General features: G+C 52.6%; 17 protein-coding genes. 6 read left to right on the top strand and 11 right to left on the bottom strand.

Going from position 1 to position 16589, the window contains the following annotated elements; genetic code table 11:
- Window positions 1–8 precede the first annotated feature (8 nt).
- From ABJM21_RS04035 to ABJM21_RS04025, 3 genes are read right to left on the bottom strand one after another with little or no spacing between them, the layout of a single operon-like run.
- Window positions 9–758 (bottom strand): isocitrate lyase/phosphoenolpyruvate mutase family protein, encoded by a 750-nt coding sequence (locus ABJM21_RS04035; RefSeq protein ID WP_348302683.1) that lies wholly within the window; start codon window positions 756–758, stop codon window positions 9–11.
- Window positions 758–1804, bottom strand: a complete 1047-nt coding sequence (ada, locus tag ABJM21_RS04030; RefSeq protein ID WP_348302684.1) for a bifunctional DNA-binding transcriptional regulator/O6-methylguanine-DNA methyltransferase Ada — start codon at window positions 1802–1804, stop codon at window positions 758–760. The genes ABJM21_RS04035 and ada overlap by 1 nt, the downstream gene beginning before the upstream one ends.
- Entirely contained in the window at window positions 1801–2259 is a 459-nt protein-coding gene (locus ABJM21_RS04025) for a DUF1203 domain-containing protein (protein WP_348302685.1), read from the bottom strand. The genes ada and ABJM21_RS04025 overlap by 4 nt, the downstream gene beginning before the upstream one ends.
- Window positions 2260–2586: 327 nt before the next feature.
- Between ABJM21_RS04025 and ABJM21_RS04020 the strand changes: the two genes are divergently transcribed.
- From ABJM21_RS04020 to ABJM21_RS04000, 5 genes are read left to right on the top strand one after another with little or no spacing between them, the layout of a single operon-like run.
- Window positions 2587–3141: a F0F1 ATP synthase subunit delta gene (locus tag ABJM21_RS04020; RefSeq protein ID WP_348302686.1), complete on the top strand. Its 555-nt coding sequence runs from the start codon at window positions 2587–2589 to the stop codon at window positions 3139–3141.
- A gap of 10 nt (window positions 3142–3151) precedes the next feature.
- The gene (gene atpA / locus ABJM21_RS04015; RefSeq protein ID WP_348302687.1) at window positions 3152–4681 is read left to right on the top strand and encodes a F0F1 ATP synthase subunit alpha; all 1530 of its coding nucleotides are present in this window, start codon (window positions 3152–3154) and stop codon (window positions 4679–4681) included.
- The gene (locus ABJM21_RS04010; RefSeq protein WP_348302688.1) at window positions 4681–5556 is read left to right on the top strand and encodes a F0F1 ATP synthase subunit gamma; all 876 of its coding nucleotides are present in this window, start codon (window positions 4681–4683) and stop codon (window positions 5554–5556) included. The genes atpA and ABJM21_RS04010 overlap by 1 nt, the downstream gene beginning before the upstream one ends.
- A gap of 23 nt (window positions 5557–5579) precedes the next feature.
- Window positions 5580–7025 carry a F0F1 ATP synthase subunit beta gene (gene atpD / locus ABJM21_RS04005; protein WP_348302689.1) on the top strand — a complete coding sequence of 482 codons (1446 nt, stop codon included), beginning with the start codon at window positions 5580–5582 and terminating at the stop codon, window positions 7023–7025.
- Window positions 7026–7069: 44 nt separating this feature from the next.
- Complete coding sequence (locus ABJM21_RS04000) at window positions 7070–7327, top strand: ATP synthase F1 subunit epsilon (RefSeq protein WP_348302690.1); 258 nt, start codon at window positions 7070–7072, stop codon at window positions 7325–7327.
- Here ABJM21_RS04000 and ABJM21_RS03995 read toward each other — a convergent pair.
- Window positions 7324–8238, bottom strand: coding sequence for a DMT family transporter (locus ABJM21_RS03995; RefSeq protein WP_348302691.1), 915 nt, complete (start codon window positions 8236–8238; stop codon window positions 7324–7326). The genes ABJM21_RS04000 and ABJM21_RS03995 overlap by 4 nt on opposite strands.
- A gap of 194 nt (window positions 8239–8432) precedes the next feature.
- Here ABJM21_RS03995 and ABJM21_RS03990 point away from each other — a divergent pair, with 194 nt between their 5' ends.
- On the top strand, window positions 8433–9962 hold the full coding sequence (locus ABJM21_RS03990) for a CpaF family protein (RefSeq protein WP_348302692.1): 1530 nt from the start codon (window positions 8433–8435) through the stop codon (window positions 9960–9962).
- 8 nt (window positions 9963–9970) lie between these two features.
- Here the strand turns inward: ABJM21_RS03990 and ABJM21_RS03985 are convergent, their stop codons facing one another.
- From ABJM21_RS03985 to ABJM21_RS03955, 7 genes are all read right to left on the bottom strand, one after another.
- Window positions 9971–10138: a hypothetical protein gene (locus ABJM21_RS03985; protein ID WP_348302693.1), complete on the bottom strand. Its 168-nt coding sequence runs from the start codon at window positions 10136–10138 to the stop codon at window positions 9971–9973.
- A 36-nt stretch (window positions 10139–10174) separates the two neighbouring features.
- On the bottom strand, window positions 10175–11056 hold the full coding sequence (mmsB, locus tag ABJM21_RS03980) for a 3-hydroxyisobutyrate dehydrogenase (protein ID WP_348302694.1): 882 nt from the start codon (window positions 11054–11056) through the stop codon (window positions 10175–10177).
- 2 nt (window positions 11057–11058) lie between these two features.
- On the bottom strand, window positions 11059–11835 hold the full coding sequence (locus ABJM21_RS03975; RefSeq protein ID WP_348302695.1) for an enoyl-CoA hydratase-related protein: 777 nt from the start codon (window positions 11833–11835) through the stop codon (window positions 11059–11061).
- Between the two features lie 13 nt (window positions 11836–11848).
- Entirely contained in the window at window positions 11849–12895 is a 1047-nt protein-coding gene (locus ABJM21_RS03970; RefSeq protein ID WP_348302696.1) for an enoyl-CoA hydratase/isomerase family protein, read from the bottom strand.
- 32 nt (window positions 12896–12927) lie between these two features.
- A complete protein-coding gene (locus tag ABJM21_RS03965; RefSeq protein WP_348302697.1) occupies window positions 12928–14073 on the bottom strand; it encodes an acyl-CoA dehydrogenase family protein in 1146 nt (381 codons plus the stop codon).
- Window positions 14070–15017 carry a polysaccharide deacetylase family protein gene (locus tag ABJM21_RS03960; RefSeq protein ID WP_348302698.1) on the bottom strand — a complete coding sequence of 316 codons (948 nt, stop codon included), beginning with the start codon at window positions 15015–15017 and terminating at the stop codon, window positions 14070–14072. The genes ABJM21_RS03965 and ABJM21_RS03960 overlap by 4 nt, the downstream gene beginning before the upstream one ends.
- Window positions 15018–15081: 64 nt before the next feature.
- Complete coding sequence (locus tag ABJM21_RS03955) at window positions 15082–16500, bottom strand: aldehyde dehydrogenase family protein (RefSeq protein ID WP_348302699.1); 1419 nt, start codon at window positions 16498–16500, stop codon at window positions 15082–15084.
- Between the last annotated feature and the right edge of the window lie 89 nt (window positions 16501–16589).

Below are 16589 nucleotides of genomic sequence, written 5' to 3'. Positions count from 1 at the left end.
ATGCCGGCTCAGGCCTGATTACCAAATATTTTCAGCGCTTCGGCTTCGAATGCTGTCATTGCCGCCATCCAGGGGCCAGGACCATAGCTGATGCGGGACACGCCCAGCTCAGCCAGCCGGGAGATGGATAGGCCATCCGGCATCATCATGACATTGACCGGCAAAACCGCTTTCTCGCAAATATCGCCAATTGATTTTTCATCCGCTGCAAAGGGAATGAAAAAGCTGCCTGCACCAGCATCGGCATAGGCCTGACAACGCTCCAGCGCTTTTTGGGCAAGCGCATCATCATGATCCGCCAATGGCGTCTGGATAAACAAATCCGTTCGGGCGTTGATGAATAAACCGGTATCAGCCGCTGCTTTAATGCGTCCGGCCTGTGCTGACACATCGCGCAGTCCACCCGCCGATAGATCCTGATCCTCAAGGTTAAGGCCAGCCACACCAGCCTCTTTCATCAACTGCGCATTTGCGCCAACAGCACCTGCGTCATCACCATATCCAGTTTCCAAATCGATACTGATTGGTACGTCTACCGCAGAGACAATATGCTTTGCATTAGTGAGCGCAAAATCAAATGGCAGTTTCTCACCATCCTCAAAGCCTTGTGCGCCAGCTACCGACAGGCTGCCTGTTGCTACAGCCTTAGCGCCGGCACGAACCGCGACTTGGGCGCTGCCTGCGTCCCAGATATTGTACAGGATCAATGGCTTGCCCGGTTGGTGCAGCTTAACAAATTGCGCGATCTTATCCGTCATTATGGGGCTTCCTTTTTAAGCAAACGTTCTTTTATCTCTAAGCCATAGGCATAGCCGCCCATGGTTCCATCGCTGCGCACCACCCGGTGGCAGGGTATCAGCACCGCGACATTATTCGCGCCATTGGCACTACCCACAGCGCGCACCGCCTTGGGTTTGCCGATGGCCGCCGCGATATCCGCATAGCTTCGCGTTTCGCCGAGTGGGATCTTCTGAAGCTGTTTCCACACGGCTTCCTGAAACGCCGTGCCCTGCACATCGAGCGGGATATGACTAAAGTCGCCGGGTTTCTCGACAGAGGCTGCAACCTCTGACAACAACTCCTGAAATGCATCATCTCCGGCTCGTAATTCTGCTTTGGGGAAACGAGCGTGTAGCTCTTCTTCGCCCTCGTTAAACGACAGGCAGCAGACACCCTTGTCTGTAGCCGCAACCATCATCATACCCAGCGAGGTTTCAACATTGGCCCATTGGATGGTGACCCCGGCCCCACCATTTTTCCATGCGCTTGCTTTCATGCCTAATCTCTTTTCATTGTCTGCGTAGAAACGCGATGCCGAACCATAGCCTGCATCATAAATGGCCTCAGTGACTGAAGCACCACCGTCCAACGCCTCTTTCACGCGTTCAGACCGCAGCGCCCGGCCATAGGCGGCGGGCGACAATCCCATTGCACGTTTAAAAATACGCTGCAAATGGGTCGGTGAATAGCTAGTTAGCACGCCCAGCTCGTCCAATGTCGGTGCTGTCTCGGCCATACGGATCGCGTCAATCACTGTCTTCACCGCGGCATCGTCGCGAGCGACATCCTTTGGCATACACCTTAGGCAGGCGCGCAGCCCTGCGGCTTCCGCTTGCTCTGGCTTGGCAAAGAAGCGCACATTCTCACGCTTCGGGTGGCGCGCGGCACAGGATGGACGGCAATAGATACCGGTGGTCAGCACACCGGTCACAAATTGGCCGTCAAAAGACCGATCACGTCGGGCCACGGCCTGCCATGCCTGTTCATTGTCTATGGGTCGACGATCAACCGTTTCATTGCTCATTGGTCAAATCTTTCCACCCGCGCGACGAAACAGCCATGCGCGGCGTTGTGTACATCTATATAGGCAACCTCATCCAGTTCAAACAGCTCTCTGATGGTTTTGTCCGCATCTCCGGGCATGGAGAGCCCGGCCGTCTTTAGCATCGCATCGGTCCCAAACGCCCGCATGCCCAAAGGGCGACCCTGGAATACCGGAGGTACTTCGTCTGTGTATCGCGCGGCCTTGGTCGCACTGGATCGCGCGTAGATCGCATAGCTGCTGCGATAGGGAGATTCGACGTCGTGCGAAACATGATGGAAAAGCAGCAATTCTTCACCTTCTTCCGCGTCTTCCAAAGAAACCCGGCAGGGAAAGCCCGGCTTGCTTGTGGCTTTGACGCTTACTGTTCTGCTCTCATTGGTTTTTTTGTGCGATGCCAAAGTTTCAGGACTGATACCGGTAATCTGATATGTCATTATTCATCTCCGTCTCGTTGATAAAATGACTTTTAGATCAGACCCGGGTCTGGCCGCTTCCCGTATCTTGCGATCAAAGCAAATTTCCTTTCAAACCTCCTACACTATCGTCGGCCAAAACCCGTTTCGTGCTGCAATAGAAAACCGCCAAAATCTGCCAAGTAAGAATCATTCCCAAAGCCATCTTGCATCGCAGCAAAATGGTTGCTAGACGCCGCCCATCCGAAGGCGAGATGCTGTTATTTTCGTCTGCCATCGGGCATAAATCACTTACCAGTTTTTTGGTCGATTTTCAGGCCAATAATTCAGGCACGGAGTAACGAACGCGTGGAGAATTCCAGCGGCATTAGGGCGAGTTTAGCGGGGCGTTACGCCACTGCGCTGTTCGCTTTGGCCACCGAAAATAAAGCCATCGAAAAAGTCGAATCAAGCCTTGGTGCACTCGGCGATGCGATGGGCGAATCGGACGACCTGAAAGCGCTGATCAGCAGCCCGGTCCTGTCTCGTGCCGACGCCGGAAAAGCAATTGCTGGCATCGCCAAGCAAATGAAGCTCGATGATCTCACCACCAATGTACTCGGTGTTCTCGCGGCCAATCGCCGGCTCGATCAGATGCCAGCCGTCATTCGCGCTTTCTCTACTTTGGCGTCCAGCCATCGCGGTGAAATCACGGCCGAAGTGACCTCTGCGCATCCGCTGGATGATGCACAGATTGATGCGCTTAAAGCGCAGCTCAAGAAACGTGTGGGAAGCGATGTCTCGGTTTCCACCTCCGTCGATCCGTCCATCCTGGGCGGTTTGGTTGTCAAAATTGGCAGTCAGATGATCGACAATTCAATTAAAACCCGTTTGAACACGCTATCTCAGGCCATGAAAGGCTAAAGGAAGAAACATGGATATTCGCGCAGCAGAAATTTCAAAGGTCATCAAGGACCAGATCGCCAATTTTGGCAACGAAGCCCAGGTTTCCGAAGTCGGAACCGTTTTGGCAGTTGGTGACGGCATCGCCCGTATCCACGGCCTTGACCAGGTGCAAGCCGGTGAGATGGTTGAATTCTCCAACGGCACACAGGGCATGGCGCTGAACCTTGAAGCCGACAATGTCGGTGTCGTGATCTTTGGTTCTGACGCAGACATTAAAGAAGGCGACGTTGTTAAACGGACCGGCACAATTGTGGACGTTCCCATCGGAAAAGAATTGCTCGGCCGCGTTGTTGACGGTCTTGGCAATCCTATTGACGGCAAGGGCCCGATCAAAACCAAAAAACGTAGCCGTGTTGAAGTCAAAGCGCCGGGTATTATCCCGCGTAAATCTGTGCACGAGCCTGTTCAAACCGGCCTGAAGGCGCTTGACGCGCTGGTTCCTGTTGGCCGTGGTCAACGCGAATTGATCATTGGTGACCGTCAGACCGGTAAAACCGCTGTCGCCATCGATACCTTTATCAACCAGAAAACAATCAATGCTGGTGATGACGAAGGCAAGAAACTTTACTGCATCTATGTTGCTGTGGGCCAGAAGCGCTCCACCGTTGCGCAGATCGTGCGTCAGCTCGAAGAAAACGGCGCGATGGAATATTCTATCGTTGTGGCCGCTTCTGCTTCCGAGCCTGCTCCGCTCCAATATCTTGCACCGTATACCGGTGTGACGATGGGCGAATATTTCCGCGATAACGGCATGCACGCCTGCATCGTTTATGACGATCTCTCCAAACAGGCTGTGGCTTATCGTCAGATGTCCTTGCTTCTGCGTCGTCCTCCTGGCCGTGAAGCTTATCCTGGTGACGTTTTCTATCTGCATAGTCGTTTGCTCGAACGCGCCGCGAAAATGAACGAAGATAATGGTTCTGGTTCCCTGACCGCATTGCCGATCATTGAAACACAGGCTGGTGACGTTTCGGCTTACATCCCAACCAACGTTATTTCGATTACCGATGGTCAGATCTTCCTCGAAACCGACCTGTTCAACCAGGGCATCCGTCCTGCGATTAACGTGGGTCTGTCAGTTTCTCGTGTGGGTTCCGCTGCACAGACGAAAGCGATGAAAAAGGTTTCCGGTTCGATTAAACTCGATCTCGCGCAATATCGTGAAATGGCGGCCTTTGCGCAGTTCGGTTCCGATCTTGATGCCTCGACCCAGAAATTGCTGGCACGCGGTGAACGTTTGACCCAGTTATTGAAACAGGCACAATTTTCTCCGCTGGCTTTTGAAGAGCAGACCGCTTCCATTTACGCTGGCACCAACGGCCATCTGGATGATGTCGCAGTGACCGATGTTGTGCGCTATGAAGAAGCGATGCTTGCTCATATGCGTTCCGACCATGCTGACATTTTGAAAACGATCCGTGAAAGCGGTGACTTGGCAAATGACACCAAGGAGAAGCTGGAAGCCGCATTGGCAGCGTTCGGCAAGAGCTTTGCCTAATGGCTTCACTTAAAGAACTTAAGGATCGGATCGGGTCGGTTAAATCGACCCAGAAGATCACCAAGGCCAAGAAGATGGTGGCCGCTGCCAAATTGCGCCGTGCGCAAATGGCAGCCGAAGCTGCGCGTCCTTATGCCAATGAAATGGCCAAGGTCATGTCTAGCCTTGCTGGTAAAGTGACAGTGGATGAAAATTCACCCAAACTTTTGGCTGGCACCGGCAAGGATCAGGTGCACCTTCTGGTTGTCGCAACCTCAGATCGCGGTCTGTGCGGTGCGTTTAACGCCAATATCGTCAAAGAAGCACGGTTGAAGGCTGAACAGCTGACCAAGGACGGTAAAACTGTCCTCTTCTATATGGTTGGCCGCAAAGGCATTCCGGTGATCAAACGGATCTATCCCGACCAGATATTGAAGCATTTCGACACGACCGAAGCAAAAACGCCCGGTTTTGAAGAAGCCAAAGCGATTGCAGCGGATTTGACGGCTCTGTTGGAAGAAGGCAAATTTGACGTTGCTCATCTCTTCTACTCGAAATTCAAATCAGCCTTATTGCAGGAACCAACAGTGCAGCAGATTATTCCTGTTGCTCTGGACACATCCGGTGACGAAGCATCAGGCGCATCGACAGAATATGAACCCGATGAGGAAGAAATCCTCACCGAGTTGCTGCCACGCAATCTGACCACCCAGCTTTTCGGCGCTTTGCTGGAAAATATGGCATCAGAACAAGGCGCGTCGATGACCGCAATGGACAACGCCACGCGCAATGCCGGCGACCTGATCGACAATCTGACAATTATTTATAACCGCAGCCGTCAGGCCGCGATTACCACCGAATTGATTGAAATTATCGCTGGCGCTGAAGCGCTCTAAAGCACGTACGCAAGGAAAGACAAATGGCAAATACCAACAATGTAGGCCGCATTTCACAGGTTATCGGCGCTGTCGTCGACGTAACCTTTGATACGGATATCCCGGCCATTCTCTCGGCTCTGGAAACCGACAATAATGGCAACCGGCTGGTGCTTGAGGTTGCTCAGCATCTTGGCGAAAACACCGTTCGTACCATCGCGATGGATGCGACCGAAGGTTTGACCCGCGGTCAGGAAGTGACCGACACCGGATCACAGATCATGATGCCAGTTGGCCCCGAAACGCTCGGCCGCATCATGAATGTTGTGGGTGAACCTATTGATGAGCTTGGCCCCATTGGCGCGAAAAGCACCGCACCGATCCACGCAGAAGCGCCTGCTTTTGTGGACCAGTCCACTGACAGTGAAATTCTCGTCACCGGTATTAAGGTTGTCGATCTGCTCGCACCTTATGCAAAGGGCGGTAAAATTGGCCTGTTCGGCGGTGCCGGCGTGGGTAAGACCGTGCTTATTCAGGAACTGATCAACAACATCGCCAAAGGCCATGGCGGTACATCCGTGTTCGCCGGCGTGGGTGAGCGTACCCGCGAAGGTAATGACCTTTATCACGAATTTCTCGACGCGAACGTTATCGCCAAGGGCGAAGACGGCAACGCAACCTCTGAAGGTTCCAAAGTGGCTCTCGTCTACGGTCAGATGAACGAGCCTCCAGGAGCGCGTGCTCGTGTTGCTCTGTCCGGTCTCACCATCGCGGAATATTTCCGTGACGTTGAAGGCCAGGACGTTTTGTTCTTCGTCGATAACATCTTCCGTTTCACGCAGGCTGGTTCGGAAGTGTCCGCGCTTCTTGGCCGTATTCCTTCGGCTGTGGGTTATCAGCCAACCCTGTCCACCGACATGGGTCAGCTGCAAGAGCGTATTACCTCTACCAACAAGGGTTCGATTACATCGGTTCAGGCGATTTACGTTCCTGCCGATGATTTGACCGACCCTGCACCGGCAACCAGCTTTGCCCACTTGGACGCAACCACCGTTTTGAACCGTGCGATTTCAGAGCTGGGTATCTACCCTGCTGTTGACCCGCTCGATTCAACATCCCGTGTTCTCGAGCCGCGCGTTGTGGGTCAGGAACATTATGATACGGCGCGCGCTGTTCAGGAAATCCTGCAGAAATATAAATCACTGCAAGATATTATCGCCATTCTCGGCATGGACGAGCTATCTGAAGAAGATAAGCTGGTCGTTGCCCGTGCGCGTAAAATTCAAAAATTCCTGTCACAACCTTTCCACGTTGCCGAAGTCTTTACCGGCATCAAAGGTAAGTTTGTTGATCTGGAAGACACGATCAAGTCATTCAAAGCGGTTGTGGACGGTGAATATGATCACCTTCCTGAAAATGCCTTCTACATGGTCGGCGGCATCGAAGAAGCGCTTGAAAAAGGCAAACAACTGGCAGCAGAAGCGGCCTAATCCATTCCCCCTCCCTCACGGGAGGGGAATAGGGACATTGATTGATGGCAAACCTACATTTCGAACTCGTAACCCCTGAAAAGCTCGTCCGGTCGGATGATGTGTATATGGTTGTTGTGCCCGGTACAGAGGGCGATTTTGGCGTGCTGGCGGGCCATGCGCCGTTTATGTCCACCATCCGCGATGCAGAGCTTTCTATCTACGCCAGCGAAGGCGCAGAAGCTGAAGTCATCACCGTTCAGGGCGGTTTTGCTGAAGTTAATGAAAAAGGCCTCACGGTATTGGCCGAGGCTGTTTCCTAAGCTTCCAATACCGTCGTCGCTTTGCGTTCGCTGCGCCACAAAAACAATCCACTTAACAAGATGAGACCGCCGCCCACCAAGGCGAGCGGATCAATAGCATCACCGAATATAAACACGCTGATCAAGGACGCGATGATCAGCTGTATATAGACTATCGGTGCAATCGCCGCCGCTGTCGTCCGCATCGTTGCCATATAAAGCAGGAAATGGCAGCTGGTTGCAGTAACAGCAACAATCGCGCAGCGCAGGATCACATCCCAGTCAGGTGCCCCCGGAACATACATCACCGGAACGAGAAAATGGCCGATAACAGAGGCGATGGACAGGAATATAGCTGCCCAAAAGGCTATGTAGAATTGCGCCGCGAATATTGAGCGCTGGCTGGATACCATGCGGTTGAGGATCAACATGGCAGCCATAGCCACCGCCGAAAATAGCGGCAATATCGCAACCCAGCCAAAGGCAGCAACATTGGGCCGCAGCATGATCAGCACCCCGCCAAAGGCGACAATCGTCGCCAGCCATGTCGCGGGTCGCATTTTTTCTTTCAAAAACCAACCGGAAAGCAATGCCGTAAGGATCGGATTGATAAAGGATATTGCCACCGCATCAGCCAACGGCATGATGTAAATGGCGGAAAAGAAGGTGATAGTCCCTATCGTCAAAGCAAAGCCGCGTGCGACATGCAGCCAAGGCCGGCTGATCTGAAAGCCCCCCTTGCCCTCTCGCCAATATAGGATCATGGCAAGGGCGACCGCACCAATCATAAAGCGCAGCGCCGCAACTGCGGGTGCTGGCCAGTCTCCCGCCATGGATTTAATGAATGCATCACCAATCGGAAAACCGGAAAAAGCTATAAGCGCCAGTAAGATACCGCTACCCGCTACCGTCTTTCCAATATTTTTATCCACCTGCAAAATCCGTCCGATCAAAATGAGGTCTGAGCCACCGATTGCAGGCTATTCGGCAAGAAACAACCTCCATTTTTCAGGTGTAAAAAATGTCCAAAGCCAAAACTGTCCCATCACCATTATCCAAACATTAACCATTTTCCTCGAAAGAGATGTCTGATGATTTGGGAACAAACTATTTCCGGCGGAGAGACATGAGCGCATTTGGCAAGAAAAATGGATTGGGTGGCGGAAGACCGTCATTTGGCGTCGCAAAACCTATGTCTGGCGGTGGAGGGTCAAAGCCTTCAAATCCTGAAGATCCGGATAAATCGGAAGGCGGGGATCAATTTCCTCCAATCGATGCTGTTCCCCTTCCTGGCGAACAGCAAGCCGCAGCGGCACCGGACAAAGACGATGCAATGTCGCGTCTCGCCGAACGTTCTCAACCAATGGCCGAAGCAGGCGACAAGGATGAAGGCTTTGGTGCGTCCGTCCACAAAATCAAAGAACAGGTGCTTCCACGACTTTTGGAGCGTGTTGATCCCGAAGCTGCAGCGACGCTCAATAAAGAGGAACTGACCGAAGAATTCCGCCCGATCATCATGGAAGTGTTGACCGAGCTGAAATTGACATTGAACCGGCGCGAGCAATTTGCACTTGAAAAAGTGCTCGTCGATGAACTGCTCGGCTTCGGACCGCTCGAAGAATTGCTCGGCAATCCAGATATTTCAGATATCATGGTGAACGGCCCGGAACAGACCTATATTGAGATCAAAGGTAAGCTGGAAATCGCGCCAATTAAATTCCGTGATGAAGAGCATCTCTTCCAAATCGCCCAACGGATTGTGAATCAGGTTGGCCGACGTGTTGACCAAACCACACCGCTTGCCGATGCGCGCCTTGCCGATGGTTCTCGTGTGAACGTCATCGTGCCACCGCTCAGCCTTAAAGGCACGGCTATCTCCATTCGTAAATTCTCGGATACACCGATTACGCTCGATATGATGCAGGGTTTTGGCTCAATGTCGACTGCCATGTGTACAGCGCTGAAAATTGCCGGTGCTTGCCGGTTCAACGTGGTCATTTCAGGCGGTACGGGTTCTGGTAAAACGACGATGCTCAATGCCATGTCGAAAATGATCGATCCCGGCGAACGTGTGCTGACCATTGAGGATGCTGCCGAGCTTCGCTTGCAACAACCCCATTGGCTGCCGCTCGAAACTCGTCCACCAAACCTTGAGGGCGAAGGCGCGATCACCATTGGTGACCTTGTGAAAAACGCCCTGCGTATGCGTCCTGACCGGATCATCCTGGGTGAGATTCGTGGCGCGGAATGTTTCGACCTTCTCGCTGCCATGAACACGGGCCATGATGGTTCCATGTGTACGCTTCACGCCAACTCTCCTCGCGAGTGTCTTGGTCGTATGGAAAACATGATTTTGATGGGTGACATTAAAATTCCGAAAGAAGCCATTTCACGCCAGATTGCAGAATCGGTTGATCTTATTGTGCAGGTGAAGCGTCTGCGCGATGGTTCACGTCGTACCACCAACATTACCGAAGTTATCGGAATGGAAGGCGACGTGATTGTGACGCAAGAATTGTTCAAATATCAATATCTGGACGAGGATGCCGACGGCAAGATTATCGGTGAATATCAGTCTTCCGGCCTGCGCCCTTATACGCTTGAAAAAGCGCGGCAATATGGATTTGAGCAGCCGTTGCTTGAGGCTTGCCTCTAAACAGCGACCTATTCGGTTGAGATAAATCCCAATCCGAAAGCCACTGAAATACCAAAGGTTAGTAAAGACGCGGCAGAAATAAACTGCCACGGCATGAAACCGACTTTGTTGATATCCTTGCGCTTGCTACGCCGCCTGTTTGCAACCTCTGAAACGACCGTGATAGTCGCTGCCACAGCACACACAACCATCCACTGCGGAACCATACAGACTTAGGCTTTATCAAGCATCTTAATGATGCCAGAAAAGTCCATGCCGCCTTGTTCTTCGCCTTCAGCATATTGGGCATAAAGCGCGGCGGCCTTTTCGCCCATGGGCACTTCAGCGCCGACACTCTCCGCCGCTTCCATCGCCAAACGCAAATCTTTCAGCATCAGGGCTGCTGCAAAACCGCCTTCATAGCCATTATCTGCCGGACTTTGCGGTCCAATGCCGGGAACCGGACAATAGCTGGTCATCGACCAGTTCTGGCCCGAAGCCTTGGATGAAATGTCGTAAAAATTTTGAAGATCGAGACCCAGTTTCTCGGCCATTTTAAACGTCTCGCAAGTGGCAATCATCGATGCGCCGAGCAGCATATTGTTACAGATTTTTGCCGCCTGCCCTGCACCATTGTCACCGGCATGGATCACTGCCTTGCCCATATCGGACAAAATCGGTTCGGCGCGCTTGAAAGCTTCCTCGCTGCCCCCAACCATGAAAGTCAGCGTGCCGCCATTGGCTGCTGCGATACCGCCAGAAACAGGCGCGTCCACGGGCAATATGCCCTTGGCTTTAGCCATTTCAGCAACATCGCGCGCGCTATCAACGTCTATGGTAGAACAATCAAGAACCAGCATTCCTGGTCCAGCGTTGATCACCACATCGTTGGCATAGACAGCTCGCACATGCTTGCCGGCTGGTAGCATGGTGACGACCGCTTCCATACCGCGCACAGCATCGGCCGCATCGCTGACCGGATGGCATCCTGCCTCTCCGGCTTTCGCTAGCGCTTCACCCGACAAATCAAAGGCGTGCACCTCATGGCCTGCTTTCGCCAGATTGGCGGCCATGCCGCCGCCCATATTGCCGAGACCGATAAATCCGATTTTCATGATTATTTCCCCGTCCAGTTGCCTGGGCGTTTCTCAATGAAGGCTTTCATGCCCTCTTTTTGATCTTCACTACCGAAAAGTCCGTGGAACAGGCGGCGTTCAAAGACGACGCCTTGCTGCAGGTTCATCTCAAAGGCGGCATTGACCATTTCTTTGGTGGCAATAGTTGCCAGTGGTGCCATGCCGGCAATCTCAGTTGCTGATTTAATAGCTTCGTCGATCAGGTCCGCAGCAGGCACAACCCGAGCAACAAGGCCGGAACGCTCTGCTTCCTCGGCTTTCATCATCCGACCAGTCAGGCACATTTCCATCGATTTCGCTTTACCAACAGCCCGCGTCATCCGCTGTGATCCGCCCATTCCGGGGGTCACGGCGAGCTTGATTTCCGGCTGACCAAAATTGGCATTATCACCTGCAATGATGAAATCGGCCATCATCGCTAACTCACAACCGCCGCCCAGCGCATAGCCTGCAACCGCGGCAATCCATGGTTTACGCGTCGCCACCACATCGTCATAGCCCGCGAAGAAATTGTCGCCATACATGTCGGCAAAACTCTGCTCAGCCATTTCTTTGATATCGGCACCAGCGGCAAAAGCTTTTTCCGAACCGGTAATCACCGCGCAGCGCTGACTATCATCGGCATCATAAGCGGAGAAAGCCGCTTTCAAATCTGCGAGCACTTGACTGTTCAGCGCGTTGAGCGCCTTTGGCCGGTTGAGCGTAATCAGCGTGACCGCATCACGCTGTTCAACCAATATTGTCTCATAATCTGCCATGTTTATTTCCTTGTTAAGCCAGCGGTACCCACTCTTCGTCCGCAGGCAGCGGAGCGAAAATGGCGTCGATCAGTTCATCACTCGTGTCTTCCGGTGTCGCGGGATCCCATTTGGGATCATTATCCTTGTCGACAATCAACGCTCGAACACCTTCGATAAAGTCATGCCGAACAAGCACGCGCGATCCGATACGATATTCATTCCGCATTTCATCGGCAAATGTCTCCATCGCCGCGCCTTCTTTCAGCTGACGGAGAGCTACCTTACAGGTTTGCGGGCTTTTCGTACCTAATGTGTCGCGCTCTTTCAGAGCCCAATCACTATCGTCCGCGTCCAGTGCGGCGAGAATTTCCTCATAGACATCGGAGGCAAAAAACTTGTCGATCTTATCGAGGTTGTCAGAAATCCGTGCGGCTGGAACAATGTCGGACAGCTGCCCCAATATCCCGTCAATCCGATCCGGATTTTCGCTGATCCGCTGCTTGGCTTCTTCCAAATTCTCGGATGGTACATAATGGGTCGCCAATCCCACTTCTTTGCATTCCGCGCCGTTTAGCCGTGCGCCCGTTAGCGCGAGAAACTGCCCCAAACGCCCTGCAAGCCGGGACAAGAACCAGCCACCACCGACATCGGGGAATAGACCAATACCTGTTTCCGGCATCGCAAAGCGTGTATTTTCGGTCGCAACGCGATATTTGGCTGGCTGGGAAATACCAACACCGCCACCCATTGTGATGCCGTCCATGAACGCAACCACAGGTTTGGAATATTCGAACAACAGATGGTTGAGCTGATATTCTTTATAAAAAAACTCGCGCCCTTCTTTGCCGTCCTTTTTGCCAGAGGCCTGCAGCATCGCAATATCGCCACCCGCACAAAACCCGCGACCTTCACTATGATCGATAATCACAGCTTCGACACTGTTATCGTCGCGCCATGCAATGAGCGTGTCGCGTATGGCTTCACACATAGCGAGATTGAGTGAGTGGATAACTTTCGGACGATTAAGGCTAATATGCCCAATGCGGCCGGTTTTCTTGATGATGAGATCTTCGGTCATTTTGTCTTTCTATTCTTGGGCCGACGCGATGGTCATTGCCGCAACATTTCACGCGAAACGATCATCCGCATGACTTGGTTGGTGCCTTCGAGGATCGAATGCACCCGCAAATCGCGCCAGAAGCGCTCGACGGGATAGTCCTGCAAATAGCCATAACCGCCAAAGAGCTGCAGCGCATCATTGACGATCTTGGAGCCACTATCAGTCGCTAGGCGCTTAGCCATAGCGGCGAATTTCGTTTTGTCCGGTGCGCCCTGTGTCACCTTAACTGCCGCCATATAAAGCAACGCACGCGAGGCTTCGAGATCGGTCGCCATATCGGCCAGCATGAACTGTGTGTTCTGGAAATCGCTGATGCTCTTCCCAAATTGCTTGCGTTCTTTGGTGTAAGCGACCGCTTCATCAAGGCAGCGCTGCGCCCCACCGAGCGAACAGGCACCGATATTCAACCGCCCACCGTCAAGACCTGCCATGGCGATGCGAAAACCCTCGCCCTCGCCACCCACACGGTTCTCAACCGGCACGCGAACGTTATCGAAATTGACCTGCGCAGTCGGTTGAGAATGCCAACCAAGCTTCTTCTCATTCGCACCAAAGCTGACACCTTCCATGTCTTTTTCGATAACTAAACATGTCACACCATTGGCGCCATCGTCCGAGGTTCGCGTCATTGTGACATAGACTTCATTCTCACCGCCGCCGGAGATAAACGCCTTCGATCCGCTCACGACATAATGATCGCCATCCCGCACAGCTTTGGTTTTCAGGGATGCCGCATCAGAACCTGCTCCCGGCTCGGTCAGGCAATAGCTGGATATTTTCTCCATGCTGATCAGATCAGACAGATATTTGTCCTTCACGGCCTGAGCGCCGAAAGTGTCAATCATCCACGACGCCATATTGTGGATGGAGATAAACGCGCTGGTCGAGGGGCAACCGTACGCCATGGCTTCCATGATGATCGCGCTTTCCAGCCGACCAAGGCCAATGCCGCCGGATTCCTCAGATACATAAATACCGCCAAAACCTAGCTCTGCGCTTTGTTTGATGACGTCGCGCGGAAAGATATGCTCTTCATCCCATTTACCGGCGTTCGGGGTAATCGCGTCGGCAGTAAATTTCTGGGCCATATCCTGAATGGCCAGTTGATCTTCTGTCAGCGAGAATTGGTCAGTCATTTCTTATCGTTCCATTTTTCTTTTAATACCCGCTCCGTGAACAGCCGGTTCAAAACACCTTCGTCGGTTCGCTCATACACAAGTTCTCGCGGAGTAGACCCCTTTATATGCGCCATGGCTGCGACCCTGCCGGTGCCGAGAAACCAGGTATCGGGTTCGGTTTGGGCAATGGGGTCGGCATAGGCCTCATCCATTGTGATGATCGTCCAACCATCGGCGATCAATCCGCGCACCAGATCATCAATGAACAGTGCCGCGATATCAGTCTCGTGCAGCAACAGCACATGCGCCGGAGAACGACCCGAAGATTGCACTGCGATATCGTCATAGAAATTGGCCGTATCCACCATCGTCTGGACATAGAGATCACGCAAGGCGTCCATATCCATCGCCTTGCCCTGCTTTGCGGCTTGCGAGGCGAGACTGTCTATGTGCCAGTCATAATTGTCGACCGTTATATAAGCGTTCATCAATCCGCGTTCCGACAGAGCTTTGCGCACCGCATCGCGCTTCTCGAGATCGCGGCGACCTTCGTCCAAATAGGGGAAACGGAACCACGGACGATAGCCGGGTCGGCCTTTCAGCCATTTTTCGGCTTCATCAATCTCCGCCACATAGTCTTCAACCGCCGTTTTCCAGAGCCACGGATGAGTCTTTGTGTGATTGCCAATCACATGGCCAGCGGCCACATAGGCACGGATACGGTCTTCACCGCCTTTGCCCGCCTCTTTGTCTAGGTTACCAGTTGTTACGAAAAAACCCGCTTGCTCAACGCCTGCCTCGGCCAGCGCTGCGATCAGCTTTATCGCACGCTCATCCGGGGTAAAAAAGCCGCCAGCATGACGCGGGATATCATCAAAACTAATCGCAATCTGCTTCTCAGCAGCAGCGGGATGAAGAGCGAAACCAATGCTCGCTATTAGGATCAATAAAAACCGCATCATCGCAGGACCATTGCTCTTCCTATGTCAGAAAGGCTTTTGTTTAAAAATATCGACAGAGACGGCGCTATGCCAGTTTCCGCATTACGTCACCAAACAGGTCTTCATCCGAAGGCAGTTCTTTGGAAACGGCCAATGGCTTGGATACCCAGGTTTCGTTGATCAGATCGCGCCACGTAATATTGTTATTCGTGCCATTGCCGCCCCAGCTACCACAGCCGAGCGAAAATGTCTGACGCATACCGTTCCACAAGTTACCGCTGTTCGAGGCTGATTGCGGTTGGTTGACCATCACGCGGGACGTGCGCGTTGCATCGGCAAGCTTCATGATATTCTCGTCTGAACGTGAATAGAGACCACAGCTATGCCCCTGCCCTTGATAGGCTTGGATATTGTTGGTCAATTCAATTGCCTCTTCGATATCAGCAGCACGATAAAGCGCCATGATAACGGTCAGCTTTTCTCCGGAGAAAGGAAATTCCGGACCAAAACCGGTTTCGGGTACGATGAAGAATGAGCGCCCTTCCGGTAAGTTGAAACCCGCCATACCAGCGATCTTCTCTGCTGGCTGAGCGACAATTGCTGTGTTGAATTTCCCATCGGGCCACAGCGCATCCTGCAGCTTCTGCTTTTCTTCTTCGTTGACGAGATAGCCACCCTGATGCTTCAACTTGTCTACCATCTCGTCATAAATCGCATCGACCAGAATCACGCTGTTGTCCGAGGAACAACTTGCCGCGAGGTCCAGTGTCTTGGAAATACGGATTTTTTCAGCGGCATCTTCCAGATCGGCGCTTTCGTCCACTGTAATAACAGCATTGCCAACACCGACGCCCAAAGCCGGCGTCCCGCTCGAATAGGCCGCAGTAACCATCGCACCACCGCCCGTAGCGAGCACGCGGTCACATTGCCGCATCAGCTCATTGGTCTTCTCAACTGACGGTACATCAATGCTGATCACAAGATCAGCCGGTGCGCCCATTTTAACAATGGCATCGCGCATCAGGTCGCAAATCATCTTGTTTGTCAGTTTGGCCCGGGGATGCGGCGCGACAATGATCGAGTTACGTCCCTTAACGGCGGAAATCGCCTTGATAACCGGCGTGGCTTCCGGATTAGTCGATGGGGACAAAGCGCCGATCACACCAACTGGCTTGGCGATTTTCACGATATTACGTTCGTGATCTTCCTCGATAATGCCAACAGATTTATCGTCGATAATGTCAAACAGGGTCGCCCGCGTTTTGCGGAAAATTTTCAGATATTTGCCGTCATAATTGCCCAGCTGTGTCTCATCCACCGTGTGCTGTGCAATTTTCTCAGCCACAGATTCTTCGGCAACTGCCCAAACCATGGCACGGATCAACTCATCCACCTGCTCCTGTGAGTAATTCTCGATCTGCTGCTGTGCTGCACGCGACCGCGCAACCAATTCGGCAACTTCTTCCACAATCGGATCCTGTGGGTTGGTGGTTGTGTCCAGCATATAAAGCTCCTGAAATTATGTTTCTGCCCGAATATCAACGAAAAGGGACTCGTTGAAACGGCTTGTTATTTGCCATTACATATAATTCA

Source organism: Parasphingorhabdus sp., assembly GCF_039977335.1.
Taxonomy (GTDB): domain Bacteria; phylum Pseudomonadota; class Alphaproteobacteria; order Sphingomonadales; family Sphingomonadaceae; genus Parasphingorhabdus.
The sequence above is the reverse complement of the archived record's forward strand: the minus strand, read 5'-3'. Positions and strand labels throughout refer to the sequence as shown.